The 26,467-nt window shown below is 72.6% G+C and carries 23 protein-coding genes and 1 pseudogene; 12 read left to right on the plus strand and 12 right to left on the minus strand.

The features are described 5' to 3' along the window. Positions 1–228 precede the first annotated feature (228 nt). The 3 genes from IEZ04_RS14965 to IEZ04_RS14975 all read left to right on the plus strand — a co-directional run bounded on the left by IEZ04_RS14965 (position 229) and on the right by IEZ04_RS14975 (position 3,688). Positions 229–1,335, plus strand: a complete 1,107-nt coding sequence (locus tag IEZ04_RS14965) for a PP2C family protein-serine/threonine phosphatase (RefSeq protein ID WP_189217337.1) — start codon at positions 229–231, stop codon at positions 1,333–1,335. Between the two features lie 232 nt (positions 1,336–1,567). Beyond that, complete coding sequence (locus IEZ04_RS14970) at positions 1,568–2,908, plus strand: NsdA family TPR-like regulatory protein (protein WP_189217338.1); 1,341 nt, start codon at positions 1,568–1,570, stop codon at positions 2,906–2,908. 234 nt (positions 2,909–3,142) lie between these two features. After that, the gene (locus tag IEZ04_RS14975) at positions 3,143–3,688 is read left to right on the plus strand and encodes an NUDIX hydrolase (protein WP_189217339.1); all 546 of its coding nucleotides are present in this window, start codon (positions 3,143–3,145) and stop codon (positions 3,686–3,688) included. A gap of 23 nt (positions 3,689–3,711) precedes the next feature. Here the strand turns inward: IEZ04_RS14975 and IEZ04_RS14980 are convergent, their stop codons facing one another. After that, positions 3,712–3,969, minus strand: a complete 258-nt coding sequence (locus IEZ04_RS14980; protein WP_189217340.1) for a hypothetical protein — start codon at positions 3,967–3,969, stop codon at positions 3,712–3,714. 193 nt (positions 3,970–4,162) lie between these two features. Next, complete coding sequence (locus IEZ04_RS14985; RefSeq protein ID WP_189217341.1) at positions 4,163–5,023, minus strand: 3-hydroxybutyryl-CoA dehydrogenase; 861 nt, start codon at positions 5,021–5,023, stop codon at positions 4,163–4,165. A 193-nt stretch (positions 5,024–5,216) separates the two neighbouring features. Here IEZ04_RS14985 and IEZ04_RS14990 point away from each other — a divergent pair, with 193 nt between their 5' ends. Next, entirely contained in the window at positions 5,217–6,461 is a 1,245-nt protein-coding gene (locus IEZ04_RS14990; RefSeq protein ID WP_189217444.1) for a glycoside hydrolase family 10-like protein, read from the plus strand. A 23-nt stretch (positions 6,462–6,484) separates the two neighbouring features. Here the strand turns inward: IEZ04_RS14990 and IEZ04_RS14995 are convergent, their stop codons facing one another. Beyond that, entirely contained in the window at positions 6,485–6,682 is a 198-nt protein-coding gene (locus IEZ04_RS14995; RefSeq protein ID WP_189217342.1) for a DUF1918 domain-containing protein, read from the minus strand. An 85-nt stretch (positions 6,683–6,767) separates the two neighbouring features. Continuing rightward, positions 6,768–7,685 carry a DMT family transporter gene (locus tag IEZ04_RS15000; RefSeq protein ID WP_189217343.1) on the minus strand — a complete coding sequence of 306 codons (918 nt, stop codon included), beginning with the start codon at positions 7,683–7,685 and terminating at the stop codon, positions 6,768–6,770. Here IEZ04_RS15000 and IEZ04_RS15005 point away from each other — a divergent pair. Next, a complete protein-coding gene (locus tag IEZ04_RS15005) occupies positions 7,684–9,117 on the plus strand; it encodes an aminotransferase-like domain-containing protein (RefSeq protein WP_189217344.1) in 1,434 nt (477 codons plus the stop codon). The two genes, IEZ04_RS15000 and IEZ04_RS15005, sit on opposite strands and share 2 nt — an antisense overlap. 22 nt (positions 9,118–9,139) lie before the next feature. Here IEZ04_RS15005 and IEZ04_RS15010 read toward each other — a convergent pair whose 3' ends face one another. Next, positions 9,140–9,589, minus strand: coding sequence for a DUF6314 family protein (locus tag IEZ04_RS15010; RefSeq protein WP_189217345.1), 450 nt, complete (start codon positions 9,587–9,589; stop codon positions 9,140–9,142). 129 nt (positions 9,590–9,718) lie between these two features. Here IEZ04_RS15010 and IEZ04_RS15015 point away from each other — a divergent pair, with 129 nt between their 5' ends. Continuing rightward, positions 9,719–12,247 (plus strand): alpha-L-arabinofuranosidase family protein, encoded by a 2,529-nt coding sequence (locus tag IEZ04_RS15015; protein WP_189217346.1) that lies wholly within the window; start codon positions 9,719–9,721, stop codon positions 12,245–12,247. Positions 12,248–12,303: 56 nt separating this feature from the next. Here the strand turns inward: IEZ04_RS15015 and IEZ04_RS15020 are convergent, their stop codons facing one another. Together IEZ04_RS15020 and IEZ04_RS34815 are read right to left on the minus strand one after the other, a co-directional pair. After that, complete coding sequence (locus tag IEZ04_RS15020) at positions 12,304–13,197, minus strand: LLM class F420-dependent oxidoreductase (RefSeq protein ID WP_189217347.1); 894 nt, start codon at positions 13,195–13,197, stop codon at positions 12,304–12,306. 93 nt (positions 13,198–13,290) lie between these two features. Beyond that, a pseudogene (locus IEZ04_RS34815) lies at positions 13,291–13,512 on the minus strand (DeoR/GlpR family DNA-binding transcription regulator); the annotation flags it as partial. On the opposite strand from IEZ04_RS34815, the gene IEZ04_RS34820 reads away from it, so the two are divergent. After that, on the plus strand, positions 13,469–13,768 hold the full coding sequence (locus IEZ04_RS34820; protein WP_229821046.1) for a class II aldolase/adducin family protein: 300 nt from the start codon (positions 13,469–13,471) through the stop codon (positions 13,766–13,768). The pseudogene IEZ04_RS34815 and the gene IEZ04_RS34820 overlap by 44 nt on opposite strands. 178 nt (positions 13,769–13,946) lie before the next feature. Here IEZ04_RS34820 and IEZ04_RS34825 read toward each other — a convergent pair whose 3' ends face one another. Then, a complete protein-coding gene (locus IEZ04_RS34825) occupies positions 13,947–15,869 on the minus strand; it encodes a protein kinase domain-containing protein (protein ID WP_229821047.1) in 1,923 nt (640 codons plus the stop codon). A 375-nt stretch (positions 15,870–16,244) separates the two neighbouring features. On the opposite strand from IEZ04_RS34825, the gene argC reads away from it, so the two are divergent. The 5 genes from argC (at position 16,245) to IEZ04_RS15055 (ending at position 21,284) form a co-directional block, all read left to right on the plus strand. Then, positions 16,245–17,273 (plus strand): N-acetyl-gamma-glutamyl-phosphate reductase, encoded by a 1,029-nt coding sequence (argC, locus tag IEZ04_RS15035; RefSeq protein WP_189217348.1) that lies wholly within the window; start codon positions 16,245–16,247, stop codon positions 17,271–17,273. Beyond that, positions 17,270–18,424 carry a bifunctional glutamate N-acetyltransferase/amino-acid acetyltransferase ArgJ gene (gene argJ, locus IEZ04_RS15040; RefSeq protein WP_189217349.1) on the plus strand — a complete coding sequence of 385 codons (1,155 nt, stop codon included), beginning with the start codon at positions 17,270–17,272 and terminating at the stop codon, positions 18,422–18,424. The genes argC and argJ overlap by 4 nt, the downstream gene beginning before the upstream one ends. A gap of 163 nt (positions 18,425–18,587) precedes the next feature. Beyond that, entirely contained in the window at positions 18,588–19,544 is a 957-nt protein-coding gene (gene argB, locus IEZ04_RS15045) for an acetylglutamate kinase (protein WP_189217350.1), read from the plus strand. Continuing rightward, positions 19,541–20,737, plus strand: coding sequence for an acetylornithine transaminase (locus IEZ04_RS15050; RefSeq protein ID WP_189217351.1), 1,197 nt, complete (start codon positions 19,541–19,543; stop codon positions 20,735–20,737). Before argB ends, IEZ04_RS15050 begins: the two co-directional genes overlap by 4 nt. Before the next feature lie 7 nt (positions 20,738–20,744). Next, positions 20,745–21,284, plus strand: a complete 540-nt coding sequence (locus IEZ04_RS15055) for an arginine repressor (protein ID WP_189217352.1) — start codon at positions 20,745–20,747, stop codon at positions 21,282–21,284. Positions 21,285–21,308: 24 nt separating this feature from the next. Here IEZ04_RS15055 and IEZ04_RS15060 read toward each other — a convergent pair whose 3' ends face one another. The 4 genes from IEZ04_RS15060 to IEZ04_RS34830 form a co-directional block, all read right to left on the minus strand. After that, entirely contained in the window at positions 21,309–22,046 is a 738-nt protein-coding gene (locus IEZ04_RS15060) for an FAD:protein FMN transferase (protein ID WP_189217446.1), read from the minus strand. A 49-nt stretch (positions 22,047–22,095) separates the two neighbouring features. Then, complete coding sequence (locus IEZ04_RS15065; RefSeq protein WP_189217353.1) at positions 22,096–22,548, minus strand: FMN-binding protein; 453 nt, start codon at positions 22,546–22,548, stop codon at positions 22,096–22,098. A 43-nt stretch (positions 22,549–22,591) separates the two neighbouring features. Continuing rightward, positions 22,592–23,974, minus strand: a complete 1,383-nt coding sequence (locus IEZ04_RS15070) for a ferredoxin reductase family protein (RefSeq protein WP_189217354.1) — start codon at positions 23,972–23,974, stop codon at positions 22,592–22,594. 92 nt (positions 23,975–24,066) lie between these two features. Continuing rightward, the gene (locus tag IEZ04_RS34830; RefSeq protein ID WP_229821048.1) at positions 24,067–26,349 is read right to left on the minus strand and encodes an eCIS core domain-containing protein; all 2,283 of its coding nucleotides are present in this window, start codon (positions 26,347–26,349) and stop codon (positions 24,067–24,069) included. Positions 26,350–26,467: the final 118 nt, after the last annotated feature.

The raw sequence follows: 26,467 nt of genomic DNA on the forward strand, positions 1-26,467 counted from the left end.
CGCCCCTTTGGGGGCTGCGGGTCGGTGCGGACGGCTGAGGTCGTCCGTGGCTGGTCGTGCGGTTCCCCGCGCCCCTTGTGTCTCAGGAGTCACTTCACTCGTTCGGGTGACAAGTTAGGGCGATTCAGGTCGATCGGGGCATCTGGTCGGCACAATCGGACCGGCCGCTCAAGGCCGTCCGTGCGCTGCAGTGCGCGCTGTCAGGGGCCTACATGGGGGGCCATCGGCATGAACCGTCTCACAGCTGGAACCAGGAAGGCCCACCGTGCCGGCCGGCGGCCGGTCCGGCTGGTGCTCGCCCTGGGGCTGCCCACGATGTGGGGCACCATGGCGCTCACGTACAAGCTCGTCTGCCCGTCGGCGGAGCAGGAGTCGCTCGGTGCGCGGCTCGTGACCGGTGCGGTCTTCTTCGCCGTCGGCACCGCTCTCATGCTGCACGTGCGGCGGGCGCTGCTCGGAGAGCTGCGGCAGGCCCGGCGGGCCGCCGGGGCCGTGCAGAACGCGCTGCTGCGGCCGCTGCCCGCGCGGATCGGCGGGCTGGCCACCGCCGCCGTGCAGTTGTCCGCTGACCGCGGCACCGCGGTCGGCGGGGACCTCTACGAGGTGATCGCCACCGACCGGGGTGTGCGGGTGGTGATGGGCGACGTGCGCGGCCACGGCCCGGCCGCCATCGGGACCGTCGCCGCCGTGCTCGGCTGCTTCCGCGAGGCCGTGCACGACGAGGCCGAGCTGGCGCGGGTGCTCAGGCGGCTCGACCGGGCCCTCGCCCGTCATCTGCGCGAGCGGTCCAGGGCCGAGTTCTCCGTCCGGGGTCCGCACCCGCTGGACGGGGCGGTCCTCGACGGCCCGGACCCGGACGACCCGGTGGCCGAGGAGTTCGTGACCGTCCTGCTGCTGGAGATCCGGCGCGACGGCGAGGTGCTCGCCCTCAACTGCGGCCACCCCTGGCCCCACCTGCTCACCGCCGACGGCGGTGTGCGCTCCCTCGACGGCGGTGAACCGCTGCCCCCGCTGGGGCCGTTCCCGCTGCCCGCCGAACTGCCGGCCACCGACTGCGGTCCCCTGCTGCCGGGCGAGGCGCTGTTCCTGCACACCGACGGCGTGGAGGACGCCCGGGACGCCCAGGGCCGGTTCTTCTCCCTGCCCGCCGTGCTCGCCGAGGCGGTGCGCACCCGGCCGCTCACCGCCCAGTCGGTGCTGCGAGCCGTCTTCACCCAGCTGCTGCGGCACACCCGGGGGCGTCCGGCCGACGACGTCACCCTGCTGGTGCTGGGGAACGACGGGTGCCGCGTCGGCCACCGGTCCGGTCCCGCCGTGGCCCGTCGCGTCACCTGACCCCGTCGCCCCGGCGCGGACGGCGTGGACGGGCCGCCGCACTGTGTACGAGGGGGAGCCGGCGACCCGTCCGGCCTCCTGCGAGGCATTTCAGTCAATCGGGCCGAAACGCGGCGCGGCAGTGCGCACACGACCCGGATGCGGGCACTCCGTTCACACCCCGTGTGAAGGAAAGAGGGTGAATGCACGGAGAGGTATTAATCTGGCTGCACCGAGTAACGGGAGGGCACCCATGCAGCCCAACACTCTGCTCGACGCCATCCTCGACGAAGCAGGGATCTCCCACGCGGGCCTCGCGGCCCATGTCAATCAGGCGGGACGGGCCCGCGGCCTGTCGCTCAGATACGAGCACACCGCCGTGGCGCGCTGGCTGAAGGGCCAGCGACCGCGCGGCCAGGTGCCCGACCTGATCTGCGAGGTGCTCGCGGCCCGGCTGCACCGTACCGTCACCCTCGACGACATCGGCCTCGGCGTGCCCGGCGAACCGGTCGCCGTGCACGGCTCCTCGCTGTCCGGCTTCGTCGAGCGCGCCACCGCCCTGTGGCGCTCCGACGAGCAGCAGCGCCCGCACATCCTCGGCGCCCCCGCCGTGACCGGGACCCCCGCGGTGATGCCCGTCTGGGAGTGGGAGAACCCGCCCGAGGACACGGACGTCTCGCGCGGCGGCCGGCACCGGGTCACGGGCGCCGACATCGAGATGCTGCGCGCCGCCCGCGCCCACTACGAGCAGCTCTACCGCAAGGCGGGCGGCATAGCGACCCGCACGCGCATCGTCGGCTTCCTCAACGCGGAGGCCGCACCCCTGCTGCGCGGCGGCTACACCGACGCCACCGGCCGCCAGCTGCACCGCGCCACCGGCGGGCTGGTCGCCGTCGCGGGCATCTGCGCGTACGACTCCGACGCCCACGGGCTCGCCCAGCGGTACTTCCACCAGGCCCTCAGGCTCGCCAAGGCCAGCGGGGACCGGGGGCTCGGGGGCTACGTGATCGCGCTGCTCGTCAACCAGTCGCTGTTCATGAAGGACTACCGGCAGGCCGTCGCCTTCGCCGAGGCCGCGCTGCGCGCCGCCGGCCGGCACATCACCCCGGCGCTCGCCTCCGACCTGTACGCGATGCAGGCGAAGGCGTACGCGCACCTGGGCGACGGCAGCAGCGCGCTGTCCTGCATCCGGCGTGCCGAGCGGGCCGCCGAACGCATCCGGCGCGGGCACGAGCCGGACGAGACCGGCTATGTCCAGCCCGGCCTGGTCAACGTACAGGTGGCGGAGGCTCTGCTGAGCCTCGGCGATCTGAAGGCCGCCGCCGCGCACGCCGCCGCCGCGGTGGACACGCCGGCGCACGACCGGGGCCGCGTGCACCGGCTCGCCATGCTCACCCAGATCGAGCTGCGCCAGGGCAACGCCGACAAGGCGGTGGTGACCGCCGTCCGGATGACCGAGCAGGCCCGCGGGATGGAGTCCCAGCGGCTGCGCGACAGACTGCGGGCGGTGCGCGAACACCTGGTCCGGAGCGGTTCCACGGGTACGGCCGAGGCCGCCGAGCTCATCGAGGGAGCACTGCGCGTACCGCTGTAGCGGGCCCCGTACCGGAACGCGTACCGGCGGTCGTCGGCACGCATCTCGCCACCCACACCGGCGCGCACCCCGGCGCTCGTAGCGGTGAGCACCGCGCCCGCCCGGCGCGGAACCTGCGCACGCCCGGTCCGCCTCCCACGCCCCGCGCGCTCCCGCCGTGCGATCACTGCGCGCCTCAAGATGGGGAACTCCTGCTGCGATATTGCCCCTTACCCGTCGGAAGGTGGCAGAACCGTGCAGTGGACGAAACTAAACGAACAAACTGTGTACGCGAATCGCTGGTTCAGCGTCAATCTCGCGGACGTCGAACTGCCGGACGGCCGGCATCTCGACCACTTCCTGATACGGCTGCGCCCCGTGGCCGTGGCGACCGTCGTCAACGAGGCCAACGAGGTGCTGCTGCTGTGGCGGCACCGTTTCATCACCGACAGCTGGGGGTGGGAGCTGGCCGCGGGCGTCGTCGAGGACGGCGAGGACATCGCCGGGGCGGCGGCCCGCGAACTGGAGGAGGAGACCGGCTGGCGGCCGGGACCCCTGCGTCACCTGATGAGCGTCGAGCCCTCCAACGGGCTCACCGACGCCCGGCACCACATCTACTGGGCCGACGAGGGAGAGTATGTCGGCCACCCCGTGGACGACTTCGAGTCCGACCGCCGGGAATGGGTTCCCCTCAAACTCGTTCCCGACATGGTCGCCCGCGGTGAGGTCCCGGCCGCCAACATGGCGGCCGCCCTGCTCCTCCTGCACCATCTCAGGCTCGGGCAGGACGCCAGGCCCTGATCAGCTGTCGGCGTCCGGTCGCATCAGCGGCCCAGAGCCTGCCAGATCGCCACGACGAGCGCGCCCACGGTCGCGAGCGCCGCCACGGTGGGCAACGGCCAGCGGGTGTGTTCCAGGGCGACGATCCGTGCGTTCAGCTCGTCGATCTCCTTGGCGTTCTGTTCGGCACGGTGACTGAGCAGCGCGAGCCCTCCCTCGACGTGGGCGTGTCCCACGTCGAGGCGTCGGCGTAAGTCCGCGAGTTCGCCCTTGACCACGGGCTGCTCAAGATCGGTGGCCACTTGCCAGCTCCTCTCTGTAGTCGGCCATCGGTTCGATGCGCACTCACAGTGAAACCGCCCGGTGGGCATGTGGGGAAGGTGTGTGGGGGATGTCTGCGTGCCCGGTGCGCACACGGTGTGTGAATGGAATGGGCCCGGCACTCGTCCGAGTGCCGGGCCCACGCGGCCGGAGCCTCACGCTCAGTGAGAACGATCAGGGGTACACGTAGAAGCCGGACCCCGTCTTGCGGCCGAGGCGGCCGGCGTCGACCATGCGCTGGAGCAGCGGCGGAGCGGCGTACAGCGGCTCCTTGTACTCGTCGAACATGCTCTGCGCGATCGAGGCCACGGTGTCCAGACCGATCAGGTCGGCCAGCTTCAGCGGTCCCATCGGGTGGGCGCAGCCCAGCTCCATGCCGTTGTCGATGTCCTCGCGGCCGGCGATGCCCGACTCGAACATCCGGATCGCGGAGAGCAGGTACGGGATCAGCAGGGCGTTGACCACGAAGCCGGACCGGTCCTGCGCGCGGATCGCGTGCTTGCCCAGGACCTTCTCGGCGAACAGCTGGGCCCGGCTGAGCGTGCCCTCGGAGGTGGTGAGCGCCGGGATCAGCTCGACCAGCCGCTGCACGGGCGCCGGGTTGAAGAAGTGGATGCCGATCACCTGGTCCGGGCGCGAGGTGGCGACGGCCAGCTTGACCAGGGGGATCGAGGAGGTGTTGGAGGCGAGGATGGCGTCCGGGCGGGTCACCACCTGGTCCAGCACCTGGAAGATCTCCGTCTTCACCTGCTCGTTCTCGACGACGGCCTCGATCACCAGGTCGCGGTCGCCGAACTCGCCGAGGTCGGTGGTGAAGCCCAGCCGGGCCTGGGCGGCGTCGCGCTCCTCCTCCGTGAGCTTGCCGCGTTCGGCCGCCCTGGACAGGGAGTTGTACAACCGGGTGCGGCCGATCTCCAGGGCCTCGCCGGTGGTCTCGGCGACCTTCACGTCCAGGCCGGACCGGGCGCACACCTCGGCGATGCCCGCTCCCATCTGGCCGCAGCCGACCACTCCGACGCGTTCGATGTCGGTCACATCGTCCCTTTCACTGGTCTACGGGCTGTCGGTCTGTCGCAGGATTCTTCCGTGGTCCGTGCCTGCGCCGAACCTGCACGTTACCCGCGGCGCGAGGTGAGTGGTTTTCGGGGTGGTGCGTGGCAGGCTGACCACCGACACGTCCCGCTACCGGGCGGGCACCAGGTGTTGCGGAGGTGTGGGGATGAGGCGGATGTCACGGCGGCTGTTCGCCGCCACGGTGCTCGGCGGGCTCGTCACGGCGGGGGACGCTTCCGCCTGGAGCGCGTCCGCGCGGAGCGGGGCGGCCGGGCCGGGGCGCAGGGCGGCCGAGGGAGAGATGCGCGGGGTGTGGGTCGCGACCGTCGCCAACCGTGACTGGCCCTCCCGTGCGGGCCTGTCCGCGGACGCACAGCGCGCGGAGCTCCTGGAGATCCTCGACCTGGCCGCGGAGCGCCGGCTCAACTCGGTGATGTTCCAGGTCCGCCCCGCGGCCGACGCGCTGTGGCCGTCGCCGTACGAGCCCTGGTCGCAGTACCTCACCGGCACCCAGGGCAAGGACCCGGGCTGGGACCCGCTGGGCACGGCGGTCACGGAGGCGCACCGGCGGGGGCTCCAGCTGCACGCCTGGTTCAACCCGTACCGGGTGGCCGGGCACACCGACCCGGAGCGGCTGGCGGCCACGCACCCCGTCCGGAGGAACCCGGACTGGGCCGTCGCGTACGGCGGGAAGCTGTACTACGACCCGGGCCTCCCCGAGGTGCGCGCCTTCGTGCAGAAGGCGATGCTCGACGCGGTGCGCCGCTACCCCGTCGACGCCGTGCACTTCGACGACTACTTCTACCCGTACCCCGTCTCCGGCCAGACCTTCGACGACGACGCGGCGTACCGGGCGCACGGCGGGGCCTTCGCGGACCGGGCTGCCTGGCGGCGCGACAACATCGACAGGCTGGTGCGCGAGATGGCGGACCAGATCAAGCGGGTCCGGCCGGGCACCCAGTTCGGGATCAGCCCCTTCGGGGTGTGGCGCAACGCAGCGACCGACCCGGAGGGCTCGGACACGCGCGCGGGCGTGCAGACCTACGACGACCTGTACGCGGACACCCGTAAGTGGGTCCGGGAGAACTGGATCGACTACGTCTGCCCGCAGCTCTACTGGAACATCGGTTTCGGGGCGGCCGACTACGCGAAGCTGCTGCCCTGGTGGTCGGAGGTGGCCGGGGGCAGCGGGACCCGGCTGTACGTGGGCGAGGCGCTGTACAAGGCGGGCGACCCGGCTCAGCCGGAGGCCTGGCAGGACCCGGCGGAGCTCTCCCGGCACCTCACCCTGGCCGACGGCCATCCGCAGGTGCGCGGACACGTGTTCTTCGCGGCCAAGGAGGTCGCGCAGGACCGGATCGGCGCGATGGCGCGGGTGGCCGCCGACCACTACCGGGAGCCGGCGAACCCGCCCGGGTGAGGTGCCGGGGACCCGGCCGGGTGTTACATGGTCGGCTCCTGGCGGGGCTGGACGACCGTGTCGGGACCCGGCGACATGAGGGTCTCGTGGCCGTCCTCGAAGCGGACCCGGTACGGCGGGGTGCCGTCCGGCCCCAGGACCTCGACGACCTCCGCGGTCCTGTCGTTCTGCCCGACGATCCTGCCGTGCACGAGCAGGATGTCACCTACGGTTGCGTGCATCGGGAAGGCCTCCTCGTAACGAACGGGGGTGGCGGTCCGTGGCTGCCAGTCTAGGGCGGACGGCTCCACCGGGAACCCTTGGTGGTCAGCTCCGCGCTCGTTGCGTGACCGCGATGCAGACCAGTACGGCGGCGGCTGTCAGCGGTGCCGCCAGGGTGAGCCGTTCGCCGAGGAGCAGCACCGACCACACCAGTGTGAGCAGGGGCTGCGCGAGCTGCAACTGGCTGGCCCGCGGAATGCCGATCACGGCCATGCCCCGGTACCAGACGACCAGCCCGAGGAACTGGGAGCCCAGGGCGACCCACAGCAGCCCGGTCACGCTGTGCGCGGTCAGCGCGACCGGCTCGTGCGCCAGCGCCAGCAGCGCGCCCGGCAGCGTGAGCGGCAGGCACAGCACCAGCGCCCAGCCGATCACCTGCCAGCCGGGCATGACCCGGGCCAGCCGGCCGCCCTCCGTGTAGCCCGCCGCGCACACCACCAGGGCCCCGAACAGGTACAGGTCCGCCGTCGAGAGGGCACCGCCGCTCTGCCCCACGGTGAACGCCAGCACGGCGCCCGCGCCCACCAGGGCCGCCGCCCAGAAGGTCCGCGAGGGGCGCGAGCCGATGCGCAGCGCCGAGAAGACCGCGGTGGTCAGCGGGAGCAGGCCCACGACGACGGCGGCGTGCGCGGTGGTCGACGTCTGCAGGGCGAGGGTGGTGAGCAGCGGGAACCCGAGGACCACGCCGACACCGACGACGGCGAGACCGGCCCAGTGGCGGCGGTCCGGGAGGGGCACCCTCAGGAACAGCAGGCAGCCGCCCGCGACGACGGCCGCGAGGACGCTGCGCGTCGCCGTCAGCGACCAGGGTCCGAAGCCTTCCAGGCCCCACGCGGTGGCGGGAAAGGTGAGGGAGAAGGCGAGGACGCCCAGGGCGGCCTGGAGGGTGCCGAGGCCCGGCCGCTCGCCGCCGGTGGCGACTGTTATCGAGGGTGAGGCGGTAGCGCTACTCTGTGCTGTCATGCATGAGCGTAGCAGTGTCGGGGAACTGGCCGATCGGCTGCGGAGCGAACTGGACCGCTACTCACCCGGTGAGAAGCTGCCGTCGAGCCGGGCCCTCGTCGAACGGTTCCGGGTGAGCCCGGTGACCGTGTCGCGCGCGCTGGCGCGGCTGGCCGCCGACGGGCTGGTGGTCACCCGTCCCGGCGCCGGCGCGTTCCGCGCACGGCCGCGCACCACCGTCGCGGCCGCCGGGGACACCTCCTGGCAGGAGGTGGCGCTCAGCGCGGACGGCGCCGCCGACCTCGTACCCCGCTCGGTGGACGCCTCCGGCGTGGTGGTCTCGCTGGCGGCTCCGCCGCCCGGTGTGATCGAGCTCAGCGGCGGCTATCTGCACTCCTCGCTCCAGCCCGAGCAGGCGATGGCGGCGGCGCTGTCGCGGGCCGGGCGCCGGCCCGGCGCCTGGGGGCGCCCGCCCATGGAGGGGCTGCCGGACCTGCGCGAGTGGTTCGCCCGGGAGATCGGCGGCGCCGTCACCGCCGCCGAGGTGCTCGTCACGGCCGGCGGCCAGTCCGCGCTCACCACCGCGCTGCGGGCCCTCGCCCCGCCCGGCGCCCCGGTGCTCGTCGAGTCGCCCACCTACCCGGGCATGCTCGCGATCGCCCGGGCCGCGGGGCTGCGGCCCGTTCCGGTGCCCGTCGACGCGGACGGGGTACGGCCCGCCCTGCTCGCCGACGCGTTCCGGGCGACCGGCGCGCGGGTCTTCGTCTGCCAGCCCCTCTTCCAGAACCCGACGGGCGCGGTGCTCGCGGCCGGGCGGCGGGGCGAGGTGCTGCGCATCGCGCGGGAGGCGGGGGCCTTCGTGGTCGAGGACGACTTCGTACGGCGGCTGGTGCACGAGGACGCCGGGCCGCTGCCGCGCCCGCTGGCGGCCGAGGACCCCGACGGGGTGGTCGTCCACGTGTGCTCGCTCACCAAGGCGACCTCGCCCAGCTTCCGGGTCGGGGCGCTCGCGGCCCGGGGGCCGGTGCTGGAGCGGCTGCGGGCCATCCAGGTCGTCGACACCTTCTTCGTGCCGCGCCCGCTCCAGGAGGCGGCGCTCGAACTCGTGGGATCGCCGGCGTGGGCGCGCCATCTCCGGACGGTCGCGCGGGAGTTGCGGCTGCGCAGGGACGCGATGGCGTCCGCGCTGCGGCGCGAGCTCCCCGCGTACGCCCTGCCGCACATCCCGTCCGGCGGGTACCACCTGTGGCTCCGGCTGCCCGACGGCACGGCCGAGCAGCCGGTCGTGGCGGGCGCCCTGCGCGCCGGAGTGGCGGTCATGGCCGGCCGCCCCTACTTCGCCGCCGAACCGCCGGCCGCCCACATCCGGCTGAGCTACGCGGCGGTCGCGGGAGCGGGGGAGATCGCGGAGGGGGTGCGGCGGCTGCGCACGGCGGCCCGCGAAGCGGTGTGACGCGGCCCCGCGGGCCGGGTGCTCAGGACCCGTCCAGCCGTGTGTAGTCCGTCGTCAGCAGCAGGTCCTTGGCCGGGCCGCCCACGCGCCAGACCGTGCGCCAGCGGTCCGCGTCGTACACCGTGAACTCGCCCCGGTAGAGGTCGGCCGAGCACGGGTGGTCCGTGATCCAGTGGCCGGACGTGAGGTCGAGGTCGTGGAAGGGGCGGCCGTCGGCGAACCGTACGTCGGCGGTGCCCGGGGCCTCGCCCGGCAGGAAGCGCAGCGTCCGCTCGGCGGGCCGCGCGACGCCCCGCCAGACGAAGGTGCCGGACTCCCGGTGCAGCAGCCCGCCACCGTCCAGCGCCTCGAACGCGGTCGTCCCCGAGAAATCGCCCTCGTCGCCCGACGACAGGTCCCGCACCGACCGCCGCACGCGCCAGCTCCCGGCGAGATGCGCCAGCACGTCCTCGACCGGCCAGAACTCACCCATCAGCTCTCTCCCCGTCCCTTCCGTCGTCGCACGACCCATTGACGCCCTTCGGCCCCCTCCCTATCTTGCCGTTCGAAGTGCTGACAGATGTTCGATATATCGAATAATTCACCGAACCGCGGAGTATCCATGTCACGCACCCGCACCCGGTCCCGCACCTCCCGGAGACTGGGGTCCCGCACCACCCGGAGACTGGGGGTCGCCGCGTCCGCCCTGCTGATGGCGTCGGCCGTCGTGCCGGGCCCGGCCCACGCCGAGGACGCCGCCGAGGACGTCACCGACTACGCGATCACCGTCGACCCGAAGGCCGGGGGAGCGAAGATCGACGACACGATGTACGGCGTCTTCTACGAGGACATCAACCGGGCCGCCGACGGCGGTCTGTACGCCGAACTCGTGCAGAACCGCTCCTTCGAGTACTCCACCGCCGACCACGCCTCCTACACCCCGCTCACCTCCTGGTCCGTCACCGGCTCCGCGCAGACCCTGGACGACGAGGGCCGCCTGCACGAGCGCAACCGCACCTACCTGGCCCTCGGCGCCGGCTCGTCCGTCACCAACTCCGGCTACAACACCGGAATCAGCGTCGAGCGCGGCGAGAAGTACGACTTCTCGGTCTGGGCCCGTACCGACGGACGGGCGAGCCTGACCGTCTCCCTCACCGACTCCGGGGGCGCGCTCGCCACCGCCCGCAAGGTCACGGCGCGCGGCGGCTGGGCGAAGTACGAGGCGACGTTCACCGCGAGCCGCACCAGCACCACCGGCCGCCTCACCGTCGCCACCGACCGCGCGGCCGCCCTCGACATGGTCTCCCTCTTCCCGCGCGACACCTTCAAGGGCCGCGAGAACGGGCTGCGCAAGGACCTCGCCGAGAAGATCGCCGCACTGAAGCCCGGCTTCCTCCGCTTCCCCGGCGGCTGCCTGGTCAACACCGGCTCCATGGAGGACTACAGCGAGGAGTCGAACTGGCAGCGCAAGCGCAGCTACCAGTGGAAGGACACCATCGGCCCGGTCGAGCAGCGCGCCACCAACGCCAACTTCTGGGGCTACAACCAGAGCTACGGCCTCGGCTACTACGAGTACTTCCAGTTCGCCGAGGACATCGGCGCCATGCCGCTGCCCGTCGTCCCCGCCCTCGTCACCGGCTGCGGCCAGAACCGGGCCACCGACGACGAGGAACTGCTGCGACGGCACATCCAGGACACCCTCGACCTGATCGAGTTCGCCAACGGCCCGGTGAGCAGCGAGTGGGGCCGCGAGCGCGCGCGGATGGGCCACCCGAAGCCCTTCCGCCTCACCCACCTCGCGGTCGGCAACGAGGAAAACCTCCCCGCCGAGTTCTTCGCCCGCTTCGAGAGGTTCCGCGCCGCGATCGAGACCGAGTACCCGGAGATCACCGTCATCTCCAACTCCGGGCCGGACGACGCCGGTACGACCTTCGACACGGCCTGGCGGCTCAACCGCGAGGCCGGTGTCGACATGGTCGACGAGCACTACTACAACAGCCCGCAGTGGTTCCTGCAGAACAACGACCGCTACGACTCCTACGACCGCGAAGGCCCCCAGGTCTTCCTCGGCGAGTACGCCTCCCAGGGCAACGCCTGGCGCAACGCCCTCGCCGAGGCCGCGTTCATGACCGGCCTGGAACGCAACGCGGACATCGTGAAGCTCGCCAGCTACGCCCCGCTGCTCGCCAACGAGGACTACGTGCAGTGGTCGCCCGACATGATCTGGTTCAACAACCACGCCTCCTGGGGTTCGGCCAACTACGAGACGCAGAAGCTCTTCATGACCAACGTCGGCGACCGCGTCGTCCCGTCGGCCGCCACCTCCACCCCCTCGGTCAGCGGTCCCGTCACGGGCGCCGTCGGCCTGTCCACGTGGGCGACCTCGGCCGCGTACGACGACGTGACCGTCACGGGCGAGAACGGCGAGACGCTGTTCAGCGAGGACTTCGGCGGTGGCGCCTCCCGGTGGACCCACACGGGCGGCGGCAGCTGGAGCGTACGGGACGGCCGTTACGTGCAGACCGACGAGGCCGCCGAGAACACCATGGTGACGGCCGGTGACACGTCCTGGCAGAACTACGACCTGAGCGTGCAGGCCACCAAGATGTCCGGCAAGGAGGGCTTCCTGATCGCCTTCGGCGTCCAGGACACCGGCAACTACTACTGGTGGAACCTCGGCGGCTGGAACAACACCTCGTCGGCGGTGGAACAGGCCGTGGACGGCGGGAAGTCGACGCTTCTCGCCAAGCCGCACTCGATCGAGACGGGCCGTGCCTACGACATCGACATCAAGGTGCGCGGCCGTCAGGTGACCCTGTACCTCGACGGCGAGGAGTGGGGCAGCTTCACCGACGACAAGCCCGCCGAGCCGTTCCGTCAGGTCGTCACCGAGGACGCGAGGACCGGGGACCTGATCGTCAAGGTCGTCAACGCCCAGCCGGCGGCGGCCCGTACGGCGATCGACCTGGGCGGTGCGAAGGTCGCGTCCAAGGCGCGGGTGACCACCCTGGCCGCCGCGCCCGACGCGGTGAACACGGAGACACAGACACCGGTGAAGCCCGAGAAGTCGGTGGTCGGCGGCGTGGCCGACCGTTTCACGTACACCTTCCCGGCGCACTCGGTCACGTTCCTGCGGATCGAGCGGAGGTAGCGCCGGTTGAGGGCGCGGCCCCGGCGGACCCCCGCCGGGTGCCGCGCCCGCGGCCGTCAGCCCAGCAACTGGGCGAGGCGCCGCCAGCCCCCGCGCGGGAGCTCCTCCCGCGGGTCGTCGGTGAGCACCTGGAGGGCCACGTGGTCGGCGCCCGCGGCGTGGAAGGCGTCGACGGAGGCGCGGATGCGGTCCTCGTCGCCCCAGGCGAACACCGCGTCGACCAGACGGTCGCTGCCGCCGTCCCGGAAGTCGTCCTCGGTGAAGCCGAGCCGCAGGAAGTTGCCGGTGTAGTTCGGCAGGTCCAGGTAGAAGGAGAGGTAGGCGCGGGCCCGGTCACGGGCGCGCTCCGGGTCGGACTCCAGGACCACCTTCAGGTCGGGCGCCAGCAACGGGCCCTCGCCCAGGATCTCGCGGGCCTGCGCGGTGTGCTCGGGCGTCACCGAGTACGGGTGCGCCCCCGCGGCCCGGTCGCGGGACAGCTCCAGCATCCTGGGGCCGAGCGCGGCCAGCACCCGGCGCTCGGCGGGCACCTTCGCGGCGTCCAGGGCGTCCAGGTAGCCGACCATGGCGGAGTACGGGCGGCGGTAGTGCTCCGTGAGCTTCGCATGGCTCACGCCGAGTCCCAGCAGGAAGCGGCCGGGGTGGGCGGCCTCCACCTCGGCGAAACGCCGCGCGGTGTCCTCGGCCCCGTAGTCCCAGATGCTCTGGATGCCGGTCGCGACGGTGAGCCGGGTCGTCGCGCCGAGAAGCGGCTCCGCGTGCTGCACGCCGGGGCTGCCGCCCACCCAGACGGCGCCGTAACCGAGCTCCTCGAGTTCCGCGGCGGCCTCCGCGATCTCGCCGCGCCGCGCCGGGTCCTCCGACCACAGGCCCAGGTTCCAGATCCCGTACCGTCCGACCGCCTCCTTCACCGGTGTGCCGTGGTGCGGGGTCGTCGTGACGTCGTCCATCGGTTCCGCCTCTCCGTCGTCGTAGGGGCCGCCGCGGCGGCCGGTCCCCCGGTACAACGAGCGGGACGGCCGGGTTCGTCCCGGCCGGACGGGTCAGGATCGCGCCAGCACGAGGGACGAGCCGCCGGCGCGGATGCCCTCGGCGGCCGCGTCGGTCAGGTCGGCGTCGGTGACGATGGTGCCGAACGCGGTGAGCGGGGCGACCCGGTAGCGGCCGAAGGTGCCGTACTTGGCGGAGCCCGCCACCAGTACGGAGTTGGCGGCCGAGGCCATGGCGGCCTGCTTGACCTCCACCTTGGACTCCGAGGGAGTGGTGGTGCTGGAACGGCTCCCGTTCCCCTTCCGCGCCGTCCTCCTGCAGAACCACGGCCCGGTGACCGCGGGCACCTCGCTGCGCGCGGCGGTCGAGGCGGCGGTCGAGGTCGAGGAGGTCTCCGCGCTGCCGCTGCTCCTCGGGGAGAACCCCGTACGGCTGCTGACGCCGGAGGAGGCCGCGGCCCCGTCGGAGAAGTACGGCTCGTACGGGACCGGGCCCACGGAGGGCGCGGATCGGCGGGGTGCCGACGGGTGACCCCTCAGCCCGGGAGCGCGGCACCGGTTCCTCCCCTCCCGGCGAACTCGGTGACGTTCCTGCGGATCGGGGAGCGGTGACCGCCCCGCCGTTCAGGAAGCGGTGACCGCCCCGCTGTTCAGGGAGCCGGTTCACCGTTCAGGGAGCCGGTTCGCCGCTCAGGAAGCCGGCTTGCTGCTCAGGAAGCCGGCTCGCTGCTCAGGTAGAGGTCCCGGCCGTCCTTCGTGATGGCGAAGGCGCCGTCGGCCCGCAGCCGGAGGACGGCGCCTCCGTCGGGGTAGCCCGTGTTGGTGGCCCACACCGGCTTGTCGTCGGCGGTGTAGACGACGAGGTTGCCGTCCTCCTGGAACACCGCCTTGTGGTTCTCGCCGAAGGTGCGGGACGCCCAGGTGGGCTGGTTGTCCTCGTCGTAGGCGACGAGGTTGCCGTCCTCCTGCATGATCAGTTTCATGTGCGCGGCCTGCACGAACTCGCCGGCCAGCAGGGTCCGCCGGGCCTGGACCGTCAGCGACTGGGGGAGTGCGGGGTCCGGGCTGGTCCGGAAGAGGTCCTTGCCGCCCCTGGCCACGGCGACGACGCCGTCGGCGCGCAGTTCGAGGACGGCTCCGCCCTGCCGGGACGAGGTGTGCGTGGCCCACACGGTCTTCCCGTCGGCGTCCCGGACGACCAGGTCGCCGTCCTCCTGGAACACCGCCTCGTGGTTCTCGCCGGACGTGCCGGCCGCCCACACCTGTCTGCCGTTCTCGTCGTGGGCGGCGAGATCGCCGCTTTCGAGCATGGTCAGTCTCACGTGCGCGGCCTCGAGGGACTGGCCCGCCTCCAGCGTGCGCGGAGCCTCGACCGTCAACGACTGCGGCAGGCGCCCGTCCGTCGCGGGTTTCTCGCCCGCGCCCGGGTCGGAGCCGCCGTGGCTCGTGGACGCCTTCGGGTCCTTGGCCTCGGCGTTCGAACCGGAACCCGCCAGAGCGATCACTGTGGCCGCCACGACGGCGACGGCGGCCACGGCGCCGACGGCGACGAGCGGCTTGCGACGGAGCCGGGCCGGTCCCGTGTCGCGCGCGGCCGCGGCGGGTGCTCCGGCCTGCGGCGAAGGCGCCGTGTACTGGGTCTGCACAGCGGTCGCCGGGGCCGGCCCCGGGGCGGCGGACGGGGCGGGCGTGGCGACGCCGATCCTCGTGGGCGCGTCCGGCGACATGGGCGCGGCCGGCTCGGAGGGGACCGGCGCGGGCGGTGCCGGTACCGGCGGAGCGGGCACGGTGGGCGGGGCGGCCACGGTGCCCGGGGCGGCCGCCATGGCGATGATCCGCTGGTAGGCCGGATGGCTCACGATGTCGGTCTCGCTCTCGCAGAGCTCCACGATGCGCTGCGGTCCGGGGCGCTGTGCCGGGTCCTTGTGCCCGCAGCGGGCGATCAGCTCGGCCATCTCGGTGTCGACCCCGGCGAGGTCCATCTCCTCGTGGACGGTGCGGTAGGAGACGGTCGCCAGGGAGCCGTGGCCGTACGGGGGACGGCCGGTGAGGCAGTAGGCCATGGTGACGCCGAGCGCGAACACGTCGGACGGCGGTCCGGCCTCGTTCCGGGTGAGGGTCTCCGGAGCCATGAACCCGGGGGTGCCGATGGCGGTGCCCACCTGCGTGATGTTCGTCATCTCGTCGCTGCGGGCGATCCCGAAGTCGATGAGCTGGGGCCCGGTGGCCGACAGGATGACGTTCTGCGGCTTGATGTCGCGGTGCAGCACCCCGTGCACGTGGACGTCGGCGAGTCCTTCGGCCAGCGCGGCCAGCACGGCACGGCCCAGGTCGACGGGGAAGGGGCCCGACGCCTCGACCGCGTCGGCCAGGGTCGGGCCGGGCACGTACTCGGTCGCCATCCAGAACGGCGGAGTGTCCACCTCGGCGTCGATGAGCGCCGCCGTGAACGCGTTGCGGACGGTGCCCAGCGTCTCCACCTCGCGGCGGAAGCGCTGCAGCGCAGCGGAGTCGTCCTGGAGGTGGGCGTTGACGACCTTGACCGCGGCGGGCCGCCCCCCGGGGGTCCGGCCGAGGTAGACGCTCCCCATGCCGCCGGATCCGAGCCGGCCGATCAGGCGGTAGCGACCCATGTTCGTCGGGTCGGAATGCTGCAGCGGGTACACCTAACACGCCCTCCAGGCAGTCGAGGCTCAGGCGTCCGTGGTGAGGGGGCTCGTGTCCAGGACTCTCTGCTCGGGATGACGGTTCCGGTGTGCCGACGTGGGTTCCTTCGGTCCGTCCCGAGAACGAACCATACCGCGCTAGCGCTCCAACGCCCGTGAGCCGTCTCCCAGTTGGGCGCGAGTGCGGACGACCGCACCGGGTGTCGTCCCGCGTGCACCGAGAGTGCGCATGGTTCCTGCGATCGTGGGGTCGTGTGCCGGTCCCGGGAGGGCGCTCGAACGGCAAGGATTGCATAAACGTGCAGCGATACGTATAGTCATGCCCTCCAGGAGGAGGATTTCATGGCGGTACGTGCAGCGGTGGCGGGAGCGAGCGGATACGCGGGCGGCGAACTGCTGCGTCTGCTGCTCACCCACCCCGAGATCGAGATCGGCGCCCTGACCGGCAACTCCAACGCGGGACAGCGCCTCGGCGCGCTCCAGCCGCACCTGCTGCCGCTGGCCGACCGGGTGCTGGAGGAGACCACGGCCGAGGTGCTCGCCGGGCACGACGTCGTCTTCCTCGCCCTCCCGCACGGGCAGTCCGCCGCCGTCGCCGAGCAGCTCGGACCGGACGTGCTCGTGGTCGACATGGGCGCCGACTTCCGGCTGAAGGACGCCGCCGACTGGGAGCGGTTCTACGGTTCCGCGCACGCCGGGACCTGGCCCTACGGCCTCCCCGAACTGCCGGGTGCCCGCGCCGCGCTGGAGGGGTCCAAGCGCATCGCGGTACCCGGTTGCTACCCCACGGCCGTCTCGCTGGCCCTCTTCCCCGCGTACGCGGCGGGCCTGGCGGAGAACGAGGCCGTGATCGTCGCCGCGTCCGGGACGTCCGGCGCGGGCAAGGCCCCCAAGCCGCACCTGCTCGGCAGCGAGGTCATGGGCTCCATGTCGCCGTACGGCGTCGGCGGCGGCCACCGGCACACGCCCGAGATCACGCAGAACCTGAGCGCCGCCGGCGGCGAGCCCGTCACCGTCTCCTTCACCCCGACCCTCGCGCCGATGCCCCGCGGCATCCTCGCCACGTGCAGCGCGAAGGCGAAGCCCGGAGTGAGCGCCGAGTCCGTGCGCGCCGCGTACGAGAAGGCCTTCGCCGACGAGCCCTTCGTGCACCTCCTCCCCGAGGGGCAGTGGCCCGCCACGGCGTCCGTCCAGGGTTCCAACGCCGTTCAGGTGCAGGTCGCCCTCGACGAGGCCGCGCACCGCATCATCGCGATCGGCGCCATCGACAACCTGACCAAGGGCACCGCGGGCGGTGCCGTCCAGAGCATGAACCTGGCCCTCGGTCTCGACGAGACCACCGGGCTTTCCACGATCGGAGTCGCACCGTGAGCGTCACGGCAGCCAAGGGATTCACGGCGGCGGGCATCGCCGCCGGGATCAAGGAGAACGGCAACCCCGACCTGGCCCTCGTGGTCAACAACGGGCCGCGCCGCGCGGCCGCGGGCGTCTTCACCTCCAACCGCGTCAAGGCCGCGCCCGTCCTCTGGTCCGAGCAGGTCCTGAAGAGCGGCCAGGTGTCCGCCGTCGTCCTCAACTCCGGCGGCGCCAACGCCTGTACGGGTCCGAAGGGCTTCCAGGACACGCACGCCACCGCCGAGAAGGTGGCGGAGGTGCTGGGGCGGGGCGCCGTCGAGGTCGCCGTGTGCTCCACCGGCCTCATCGGCGTGCTGCTGCCGATGGACAAGCTGCTGCCCGGCGTCGAGACGGCCGCCGACCAGCTCTCCGAGCACGGCGGCGAGAAGGCCGCCATCGCGATCAAGACCACCGACACCGTGCACAAGACGGCCGTCGTCAGCGGGAAGGACGGGTGGACCGTCGGGGGCATGGCCAAGGGCGCGGGCATGCTCGCCCCCGGCCTCGCCACCATGCTCGTCGTCCTCACCACGGACGCCGACCTCGACGGCGACGTACTGGACAAGGCGCTGCGCGCCGCGACGAACGTCACCTTCGACCGCGTCGACTCCGACGGCTGCATGTCCACCAACGACACCGTGCTGCTGCTCGCCTCGGGGTCTTCCGGCATCACCCCGGAGTACGACGAGTTCGCCGAGGCCGTCCGCGCCGTCTGCGACGACCTCGGGCAGCAGCTCATCCGGGACGCCGAGGGCGCCAGCAAGGACATCAAGGTCGAGGTGGTGAACGCCGCGAGCGAGGCCGACGCCGTCGAGGTCGGCCGCTCCATCGCCCGCAACAACCTCCTCAAGTGCGCCATCCACGGCGAGGACCCCAACTGGGGCCGCGTGCTCTCCGCGATCGGCACCACGTCCGCCGCCTTCGAGCCGGACCGGCTGAACGTCGCCATCAACGGAGTCTGGGTCTGCAAGAACGGCTCGGTGGGGGAGGACCGGGAGCTGGTGGACATGCGCTACCGCGAGGTCCACATCGTGGCGGACCTCGCGGCAGGCAATGAGTCAGCGACGATCTGGACCAACGACCTGACGGCCGACTACGTCCACGAGAACAGCGCGTACTCCTCTTGACGTGCCCGCTTGGTTGTCGCGGGTCCTCGTCGTCGCCGACGAGGGTTCCTGTTTCGCGGGCGACCGCTTGCCCCGGACAAGTCCGGGATGAGTCCTACGTCGCCTCCGCAGGCCAACACCGCCCGCCCGGCGGCTGATCCGAATTCTTCCCCGAAAGTCGGCTATGACGGTCAATCACTCAGAAGAGCGAACGCCCTCCACCCGCAAACACACCGCCCTCCCCAAGGCCCGCATCCTCATCGAAGCCCTGCCCTGGCTCACCCGCCACCACGGCAGGACCGTCGTCATCAAGTTCGGCGGCAACGCCATGGTGAACGAGGAGCTGAAGGCCGCGTTCGCGCAGGACGTCGTCTTCCTGCGGCACGCGGGCCTCAAGCCCGTCGTCGTGCACGGCGGCGGCCCCCAGATCAGCGCCGCCCTCGACAGACACGGCATCGTCAGCGAGTTCAAGGCGGGCCTCAGAGTCACCTCCGAGGACGCCATGGACGTCGTACGGATGGTCCTCGCCGGGCAGGTGCAGCGCGAGCTGGTCGGGCTGCTCAACCAGCACGGCCCGCTCGCCGTCGGCCTGACCGGCGAGGACGCGCACACCATCACCGCCACCAAGCACACGCCCGAGATCGACGGCGAGCCCGTCGACATCGGGCGGGTCGGCGAGATCACCGCGATCGACACGGGCGCGATCGAGGCCCTGCTCGCCGACGGCCGCATCCCGGTCGTCTCCTCCATCGCCCGCAGTCAGGACGACGGTGATTCGGGGCATGTCTACAACGTCAATGCTGATACGGCGGCTGCGGCACTCGCTGCGGCACTGGGTGCCGAAACGCTGATGGTCCTCACGGACGTCGAGGGCCTCTACGAGGACTGGCCCGACTCGGACGAGGTGATCAGCCGCCTCACCGCCTCCGAGCTGGAGAAGCTGCTGCCGGACCTGTCCGCCGGCATGGTGCCGAAGATGGAGGGCTGCCTGCACGCCGTGCGCAACGGCGTCACCACCGCCCGGGTCATCGACGGCCGGGTCCAGCACTCGATCCTGCTGGAGATCTTCACCGACGAGGGCATCGGCACGATGGTCGTACCCGACGAGCCGGGCGACGAGCAGGAGGGGGAAGCCGCATGACCAACCAGGAGCTGACGGCCCGCTGGCAGGGCGCGCTCATGAACAACTACGGCACCCCGCGGCTGCCCCTCGTCCGCGGCGAGGGCACCAAGGTGTGGGACGCCGACGGCACCGAGTACCTCGACTTCGTCGGCGGCATCGCGGTCAACGCGCTCGGCCACGCCCACCCGGCGGTCGTCGAGGCCGTGAGCCGGCAGATCGCGTCCCTCGGCCACGTCTCCAACCTGTTCGTCGCCGAACCGCCCGTCGCGCTCGCCGAACGGCTCCTGGAGCTCTTCGGCCGCGACGGCAAGGTCTACTTCTGCAACTCCGGCGCCGAGGCCAACGAGGGCGCCTTCAAGATCGGCCGGCTGACCGGGCGCCCCCACATGGTCGCGACCCAGGGCGGCTTCCACGGCCGCACCATGGGCGCGCTCGCGCTCACCGGCCAGCCCGGCAAGCAGGAGCCGTTCCTGCCGCTGCCCGGCGACGTCACCCACGTCCCGTACGGCGACGCGCAGGCGCTGGCCGCCGCGGTCACCGAGGAGACCGCCCTCGTGATCATCGAGCCGGTCCAGGGCGAGAACGGCGTCGTCGTCCCGCCCCCCGGCTACCTGAAGGCGGCCCGCGCCATCACCGCGGCCACCGGCTCGCTGCTCGTCCTGGACGAGGTGCAGACCGGCGTCGGCCGCACCGGCCACTGGTTCGAGTACCAGGCCCACGAGGGCGTCCTGCCGGACGTCGTCACCCTCGCCAAGGGCCTCGGCGGCGGACTGCCGCTCGGCGCGACCGTCGCCTTCGGGCGGGCCGCGGAGCTGATGGGACCCGGCCACCACGGGACCACCTTCGGCGGGAACCCCGTCGCGTGCGCCGCCGGTCTCGCCGTCCTGGACACCATCCAGGGCGACGGACTGCTGGAGAACGTCAAGCGGCAGGGCGAGCGGCTCCGCGACGGAATCGAGTCACTGGACCACCCGTTGGTCGACCATGTCCGTGGCGCGGGCCTCCTGCTGGGTATCGTGCTCACCGAGCCGCTCGCGCCCCGTGCGCAGCAGGCGGCTCAGGACGCCGGAATCCTGGTGAACGCGCCCGCCCCCGATGTCGTACGGCTCATGCCGCCGCTGACCGTCGGCGACACGGAGGTGGACGCCCTCCTGCGGGCACTCCCCGGCATCCTCGACACCAGTGGTGAGGACGGACGATCCGGAGAATGAGACGACGATGAGCCAGGCGCAGGACCACGGGCAGACGGGAGCGGCGGCCGTGCCGCAGACCCGCACCGCACGCCACCGCCGGATCGTGGACATCCTCAACCGGCAGCCGGTGCGCTCCCAGAGCCAGCTGGCGAAGCTGCTCGCCGACGACGGGCTGAGCGTCACCCAGGCGACGCTCTCCCGCGACCTGGACGAGCTGAACGCGGTGAAGATCCGCAACACCGACGGCGACCTCATCTACGCGGTGCCGAGCGAGGGCGGATTCCGGACCCCGCGCGCACCGCTGGGCGGGTCGGCGAAGGAGGAGCGGATGCGCAGGCTCTCCCAGGAGCTGCTGATCTCCGCGGAGGCCTCCGCCAACCTCGTGGTCCTGCGCACCCCGCCGGGTGCCGCCCAGTTCCTCGCCTCCGCCATCGACCAGGCCGAGCTGCACGACATCCTCGGCACCATCGCGGGCGACGACACGCTGCTGCTGATCAGCCGCGCGCCGGACGGGGGACAGGCGCTCGCCGACCATCTGCTGCGGCTGGCGCAGAACGGCACCTGACGGTCGTACGGGCCCGGGCGGGGCTCAGCCGAGACGGCCGGCGAGCCCCCCGGTGCAGCGCACCTCGTTGCCCGCCGTGATCAGCAGGGCCTCCGTGTCCGGCAGCGACTCCAGCCAGCGCAGCCCCTGCCGCGAGCCCATCGCGAACGCGGCCGTCGCCCAGGCGTCCGCCCAGGTCAGCCGGGGGCCCACGACGGTCACGGCGACCAGGTCGGTGACCGCGGACCTCCCCGTGCGCGGGTCGACGATGTGCGTACCGCGCTCGGCGGTGCCCGAGGTCGCCACCGACAGCCGTTCGGCGCCCGCGGCGGAGACCACGGCGGCCAGGGCGCCCGGGCGCAGGGGATCGGACACCCCCACCCGCCACGGCCGCTCGGGCCCCGGCACCCCGTAGAGCTGCACGTCACCGCCGCCGTTCACGCTGACCCCGCTGGCGCCCGCCGCGACCAGCCGCAGCGCGGCGCGCTCGGTGGCCCACCCCTTCACGATGCCGGTCGGATCGAACCGGCCCTCGTAACGGGCGCTGAACCACCCCTCGCTCACCCGCTCCGCCTCGCCGCACAGCTCGAGGATCTCGGCGACCAGCGGATCGCACTCCTCGACGGTCAGCTCCCCGCGGGCGATCCGCGAGACCTGACTGTCGTCGCGGTAGGTGCTGAACATCGCGTCGACGGCGTGCAGCTGGGCCACGGCCTCGTCGAGCGCGGCCCCGACCGCCTCCGCCCGGCCGCCCCGGACGTCGAAGGAGAAGACGGTGCCCATGACCTCCTCGGCCCGGGACACCCGGGACGGCGCCGGGGCCCCGGCCGGCTCAGCCACCGGCGTTGTCCAAGGCGGACTGGAGGGACTTCCTGTATCCCTCGCTGGTGTAGGTGGCGCCGGAGACGGCATCGATGTCGGCGCTGCCCGCGGTGAGGGCGTTCCGGTTGAGCCGGGGTACGGCGGTGTCGCTGACCTGGGTGCTGCGGCCGCCGGTGGGTGCCTGGACGGCCTCGGCCCGGGTGATCTCTCCGCCGCTGAGGGTGACGCGGACCTGGACCGGCCCGTACTCGGTCCGGACCACGTCGCCCGTCAGGGTCCGCGCACCGGGCGCGGCACCGAGCCCGCCCTGCGCCGATGGCGCGCCCGCCGTCTGCTGCGGTTCCGCCGCCTGCGCCGAACCCGCGGGATCGGACGCCGGCTTCAGCGACAGCAGCAGCACGATGCCGGACACCGTGGCGGCGCCGGCCAGCACGACGCGCCGGACGGGATGGTTCTTCTTCATCGCTTCATCGCTCCTGGGCTCCTGGTCGGAAGGGATCCGTGGCTCACATCTCGAACGACTCGTGATGGATGCGTCGGGCCGGCACGCCCGCGCCGCGCAGCGCGTCGTACACCTGCCGGGCGAACCCGGGCGGCCCGCACAGGAACACGTCGTGGACCTCGATGTCCGGGATCTTGCGGCGCAGCGTCTCCGGTGAGATGTCCGGGCGCTCTCCGTCGGGGCTGTTCACCGCGTACATCAGCCGGGCCCCGCGCTCGTCGGCGATGGCCGCCAGCTCGTCCCACAGGGCGAGGTCCCGAGTGCTGTTGGCCCGGTACAGCAGCGTGAGGTCGCCGGCGGCGCCGGGCAGCGTCTCGAACAGCGCGCGCATCGGCGTGATGCCCACTCCGCCCGCCACCAGCAGCACCTTGCCCCGGCTGCGCCGGTCCGCCGTCAGCGCCCCGTACGGCCCCTCGGCCCACACCCGGGTGCCGGGCTCCAGGTCCCGCAGCGCCGAGCTGTGGTCGCCGATCGCCTTCACCGTGATGCGCAGCATGCTGGGGCGCGGCGCCGCCGACAGGGAGTACGGGTGCGAGCTGAACCGCATGCCCGGCGCGAGGAAGCGCCAGCGGAAGAACTGCCCGGCCTCCGCGCCCATCCGGTGCAGCTTCCGGCCGCCCATCAGCACCGACACGATGCCCGGCGCCTCCTCGACGACCGCCTCCACCCGCAGCCGGTGCCGCAGGTTCAGCCGGACCGGGGTGATGACCCGGTACCAGACCACCAGCGCGGTCACCGACCCGTACAGCGCGTACCAGACCGTCCTCGCGACCGGCTCCACGGCGAACTCGTTGCCCGCCGAGAGCTGGTGCCAGAACGTCAGGAAGGTCGCGGCGTACGTCAGCAGGTGCACGTGGTACCAGAGGTCGTACGGGATCCGCCGCCGCACCGGACCGATCGAGACCAGCCCGATGAACACCAGCACGGCCGTGCCGATCGCGGCCTTGCCCATGTCCGGGAGCTGGCCGACCGAGTCCACGGTCTGCCGCACGATGCCGCCGGCCCCGAGCCCCGCCTGCAGCGCGTACCCGTACATCGTCAGCACGACATGGGCGACGACCAGGCAGAGCGTGTACCGGCCGCTCATCGCGTGCCAGCGTGCCACCCGGTCCGAGCCGACCCGCCGCTCCAGCGCGGGCACCCGCGCCATCTGCAGCACCACCAGCGCCATCAGATAGCCCGCGAGCAGCCCGGTGATCCGGCCCGCGGCGAGCACCCGGCCCGCGGTGTCCGCGATGGCCGGCGTGTTGCTCCACCACAGCCAGAGCACCCCGGCCGCTCCCGCCGAGACGACGAGCAGCAGCGGCTTGGCGGGGGAGCGGCGGGGGCGGATACGGCGCATCGTCTGGCGCCGTGCGGCACGGCCGCCTGCGATCGTGGTGGTCACGGTTCCTCCGTGGTGAGGCGCGAGGGGCGGGCGGTGTCCCTCGGCCCTCACATACGTGCCACGGCCGCGGAGCGTTCAGCGTGGCGTCCGGGTCACCGGCCCTTCCCGTAGCGCAGCGTCCGACGGGCGTTGAGCTGTTCGACGAGCGTGAAGACGGCGACGGCCAGCCGCTTCAGCCGTGCCGTCGGTACGTCCTGCTTCATGCGCCGCAGTTCGACGACGACCGCCTGGTACTCGTTCTGCGGCCCGACGAGGTTCTCCTGCGTGCCGAGGGCGCCCAGTGACTTGTGCACGGCCCGCGCCCCGGTCTCGTCGACCATCTGCTGCTCGTCCGTGGTCAAGTGCTCCCAGTTCTTGAGCAGATCGGTGCCGGACGGCAGCGCACGCAGCCACGTGGAGCGGGTCAGGGGGACGGTGGTCCGGGTGCGGTCGTTGGCCAGACCTCGCTCCACCTCGTTGCCGAAGACCCGCTCGCCGCCGCGGCCGGCCATGCCGGCCGCCTCCAGGACGAGCGTGGCGAACGCGTCGGGATCCGCCTGGAAGTGACCCTTCAACTCCTGCGGCAGCAGGCTGAAGGAGTGGGCGAAGTCCGTCCGGGCCATCACGGATCCGGCGATGGACTTGGCGTTGGCACCCGGCTCGATCCTCTGCCCCTGCATCAGGTACGCGGCGAGGTGCATGACGAGGCCGGTGAGCGCCTTGGTGCCGGACCTCGGCACCCGGAGGCCGAGCCGGGGCAGCAGCGCCGTGACCGCGGTGTCCGCGCCGATCCGCGCCGCGGGGAGGTCACCGAGCCCGCCGAGGTCGGTGACCGCCTGCCTGCGGCCCTCGACCCGCCCCGACCCCAGCACGGGCAGGCGCTCCACCATGCTCATCGGCCTGCGGTTCTCCAGGTAGTCGACGAGTTTCGGCAGCTGCTCCAGGCGGGCCCCGAGCGTCGCCTGCGGGGCGAAGCTCAGGGGCTTTCCGTCCGGGTAGATCCGCAGGCGGGGCCGGGGCCTCCCGCCGCCCGCGGTCACCTCCTCGGAGGGGACGTACGGATCGTCCCGGCGACTGTCGAGGTAGCCGGCCATGGCGGTCACGTCGTCCATGACCGTCCCGACCTCCGCGAGCGAGGTGAGCGGGTCGGTGATCCATTCCAGGTTGGAGCCGCCGCTGGGGCTGGCGTCCGCTGTCAGGTCGAACTTGCTGCCGGCCACGACGAGTCCGTCGACTCGTCCCTTGCCGAGGTTCTCGCCCGCCAGGGGCTCCTCGGGCACCTCCGCGTGCCACAACAGGGTCTGCACCAACATGGCGCGTTCGCCGGGGGTCACGTCGAGCTGTGCCAGCCGCTGCCGGCCGGCGTCGGTCAGGAGGCCGTCGGTCCCGAACCACGTGTCCCGCAGCGCCTGGGCGCGAGCCGGGCCTTCGGCCACCTGCGCCCTCTCCTCCTCCGTCAGGCGCTGGTGGTACGCGGAGGTGGGGCGGAGGAAGGACGCCAGGATCTTGGCGTCGATCAGCCGTTCACGCTCCCGGGAGCGCTGTGCGTGTTTCTCCTCGGAGTCGTCCTCGATCCTGCGCACGTTCCACTGTGCCTCGAACTCGAACCCGACGGCGCGCTGCACGGCGGGCGTCCCGGTCCCGTCCGTGTCCCGCGGGGAACGGGAGAGGGAACCGGCCGCGTCCGTGTGCCCGTCGTTCCCCGTCCGGGCCACGGACGGCGGCGGCGCCGCCATGACCCGCTTCGCGTTCGTCTCGGCCGCCCGCTCGAAGCGGTCGGACGGGTCGCTCACGCGCAGTCCGCCACCGCTGTCGGTGCCGGATACGGGGCCCTGCCGCTGCTGGATGACGTGCGTCAGCTCGTGGGCCAGAGTGTGCTTGTCGGCGCCCTGCGAACCGAGGACGACGTGCTCCCCGGACGTGTACGCGCGGGCGCCCAGCTCCTGTGCCGAGCGCTCGGCGGAGATGCCCGTGTGCAGACGTACGCGGGAGAAGTCCGCACCGAGGCGGGCCTCCATCTCGGTGCGCAGCGGTGCCTCCAGCGGCCGGCCCGCCGACCGGAGCACGGCGTGCGCGGCAGGCCGGACGGGCTCCTCGTCGGTGTGGTCGCCGGCGGCGGCACGCTGGGCCGGCTCCGGTTCCCCGTGGGCGCGGTCCCCGGGGTGCGTGTGACCGTCGTCCCGGCCGTGCCGCTCCGCGAGCATCGCGGTCACGGCCCGGTTCCCGACGGCGCGCTGCAGTGCGAGAAGGCGCTGCGGACGGAACGTCCCCGGTATCCGTACGGGGCCGGTACCGTCCGGCGAGGTCCTGGTGAGGCGGCCCGGGGCGGCGGGCTCGGAGTGCCGTGCCGACCGCTCCGGTTCACCGCGGTCCCGGCTGGGCTCTCGAACGCGCATGGCAACTCCGGTGGGGTGGACGGCTCCGACGGCGGGCGGCGTGCTCCAGCATCACGGCCCGCGCGGCATCGCGGAAGATACGTGCAGGTAACGGCAGGGCAGACCTCCTGCCCTGCCG

Source organism: Streptomyces ruber (genome assembly GCF_014648075.1).
In the GTDB taxonomy this organism is placed as follows: domain Bacteria; phylum Actinomycetota; class Actinomycetes; order Streptomycetales; family Streptomycetaceae; genus Streptomyces; species Streptomyces ruber.

Bases quoted from the DNA above. Each gene is read 5' to 3' on its own strand.
- IEZ04_RS34830 (WP_229821048.1), bottom strand. From the start codon at position 26,349: ATGCGCGTTCGAGAGCCCAGCCGGGACCGCGGTGAACCGGAGCGGTCG.
- IEZ04_RS15010 (WP_189217345.1), bottom strand. From the start codon at position 9,589: ATGGGTGAGTTCTGGCCGGTCGAGGACGTGCTGGCGCATCTCGCCGGG.
- argB (WP_189217350.1), top strand. From the start codon at position 18,588: ATGACGGTCAATCACTCAGAAGAGCGAACGCCCTCCACCCGCAAACAC.
- IEZ04_RS14995 (WP_189217342.1), bottom strand. From the start codon at position 6,682: ATGCACGCAACCGTAGGTGACATCCTGCTCGTGCACGGCAGGATCGTC.
- IEZ04_RS14970 (WP_189217338.1), top strand. From the start codon at position 1,568: ATGCAGCCCAACACTCTGCTCGACGCCATCCTCGACGAAGCAGGGATC.
- IEZ04_RS15055 (WP_189217352.1), top strand. From the start codon at position 20,745: ATGAGCCAGGCGCAGGACCACGGGCAGACGGGAGCGGCGGCCGTGCCG.
- IEZ04_RS15065 (WP_189217353.1), bottom strand. From the start codon at position 22,548: ATGAAGAAGAACCATCCCGTCCGGCGCGTCGTGCTGGCCGGCGCCGCC.
- IEZ04_RS15060 (WP_189217446.1), bottom strand. From the start codon at position 22,046: ATGGGCACCGTCTTCTCCTTCGACGTCCGGGGCGGCCGGGCGGAGGCG.
- IEZ04_RS14965 (WP_189217337.1), top strand. From the start codon at position 229: ATGAACCGTCTCACAGCTGGAACCAGGAAGGCCCACCGTGCCGGCCGG.
- IEZ04_RS14990 (WP_189217444.1), top strand. From the start codon at position 5,217: ATGTCACGGCGGCTGTTCGCCGCCACGGTGCTCGGCGGGCTCGTCACG.
- IEZ04_RS15000 (WP_189217343.1), bottom strand. From the start codon at position 7,685: ATGACAGCACAGAGTAGCGCTACCGCCTCACCCTCGATAACAGTCGCC.
- argC (WP_189217348.1), top strand. From the start codon at position 16,245: ATGGCGGTACGTGCAGCGGTGGCGGGAGCGAGCGGATACGCGGGCGGC.
- IEZ04_RS15015 (WP_189217346.1), top strand. From the start codon at position 9,719: ATGTCACGCACCCGCACCCGGTCCCGCACCTCCCGGAGACTGGGGTCC.
- IEZ04_RS15020 (WP_189217347.1), bottom strand. From the start codon at position 13,197: ATGGACGACGTCACGACGACCCCGCACCACGGCACACCGGTGAAGGAG.
- IEZ04_RS15005 (WP_189217344.1), top strand. From the start codon at position 7,684: ATGCATGAGCGTAGCAGTGTCGGGGAACTGGCCGATCGGCTGCGGAGC.
- IEZ04_RS34820 (WP_229821046.1), top strand. From the start codon at position 13,469: ATGGCGGCCTGCTTGACCTCCACCTTGGACTCCGAGGGAGTGGTGGTG.
- IEZ04_RS34825 (WP_229821047.1), bottom strand. From the start codon at position 15,869: ATGGGTCGCTACCGCCTGATCGGCCGGCTCGGATCCGGCGGCATGGGG.
- IEZ04_RS15050 (WP_189217351.1), top strand. From the start codon at position 19,541: ATGACCAACCAGGAGCTGACGGCCCGCTGGCAGGGCGCGCTCATGAAC.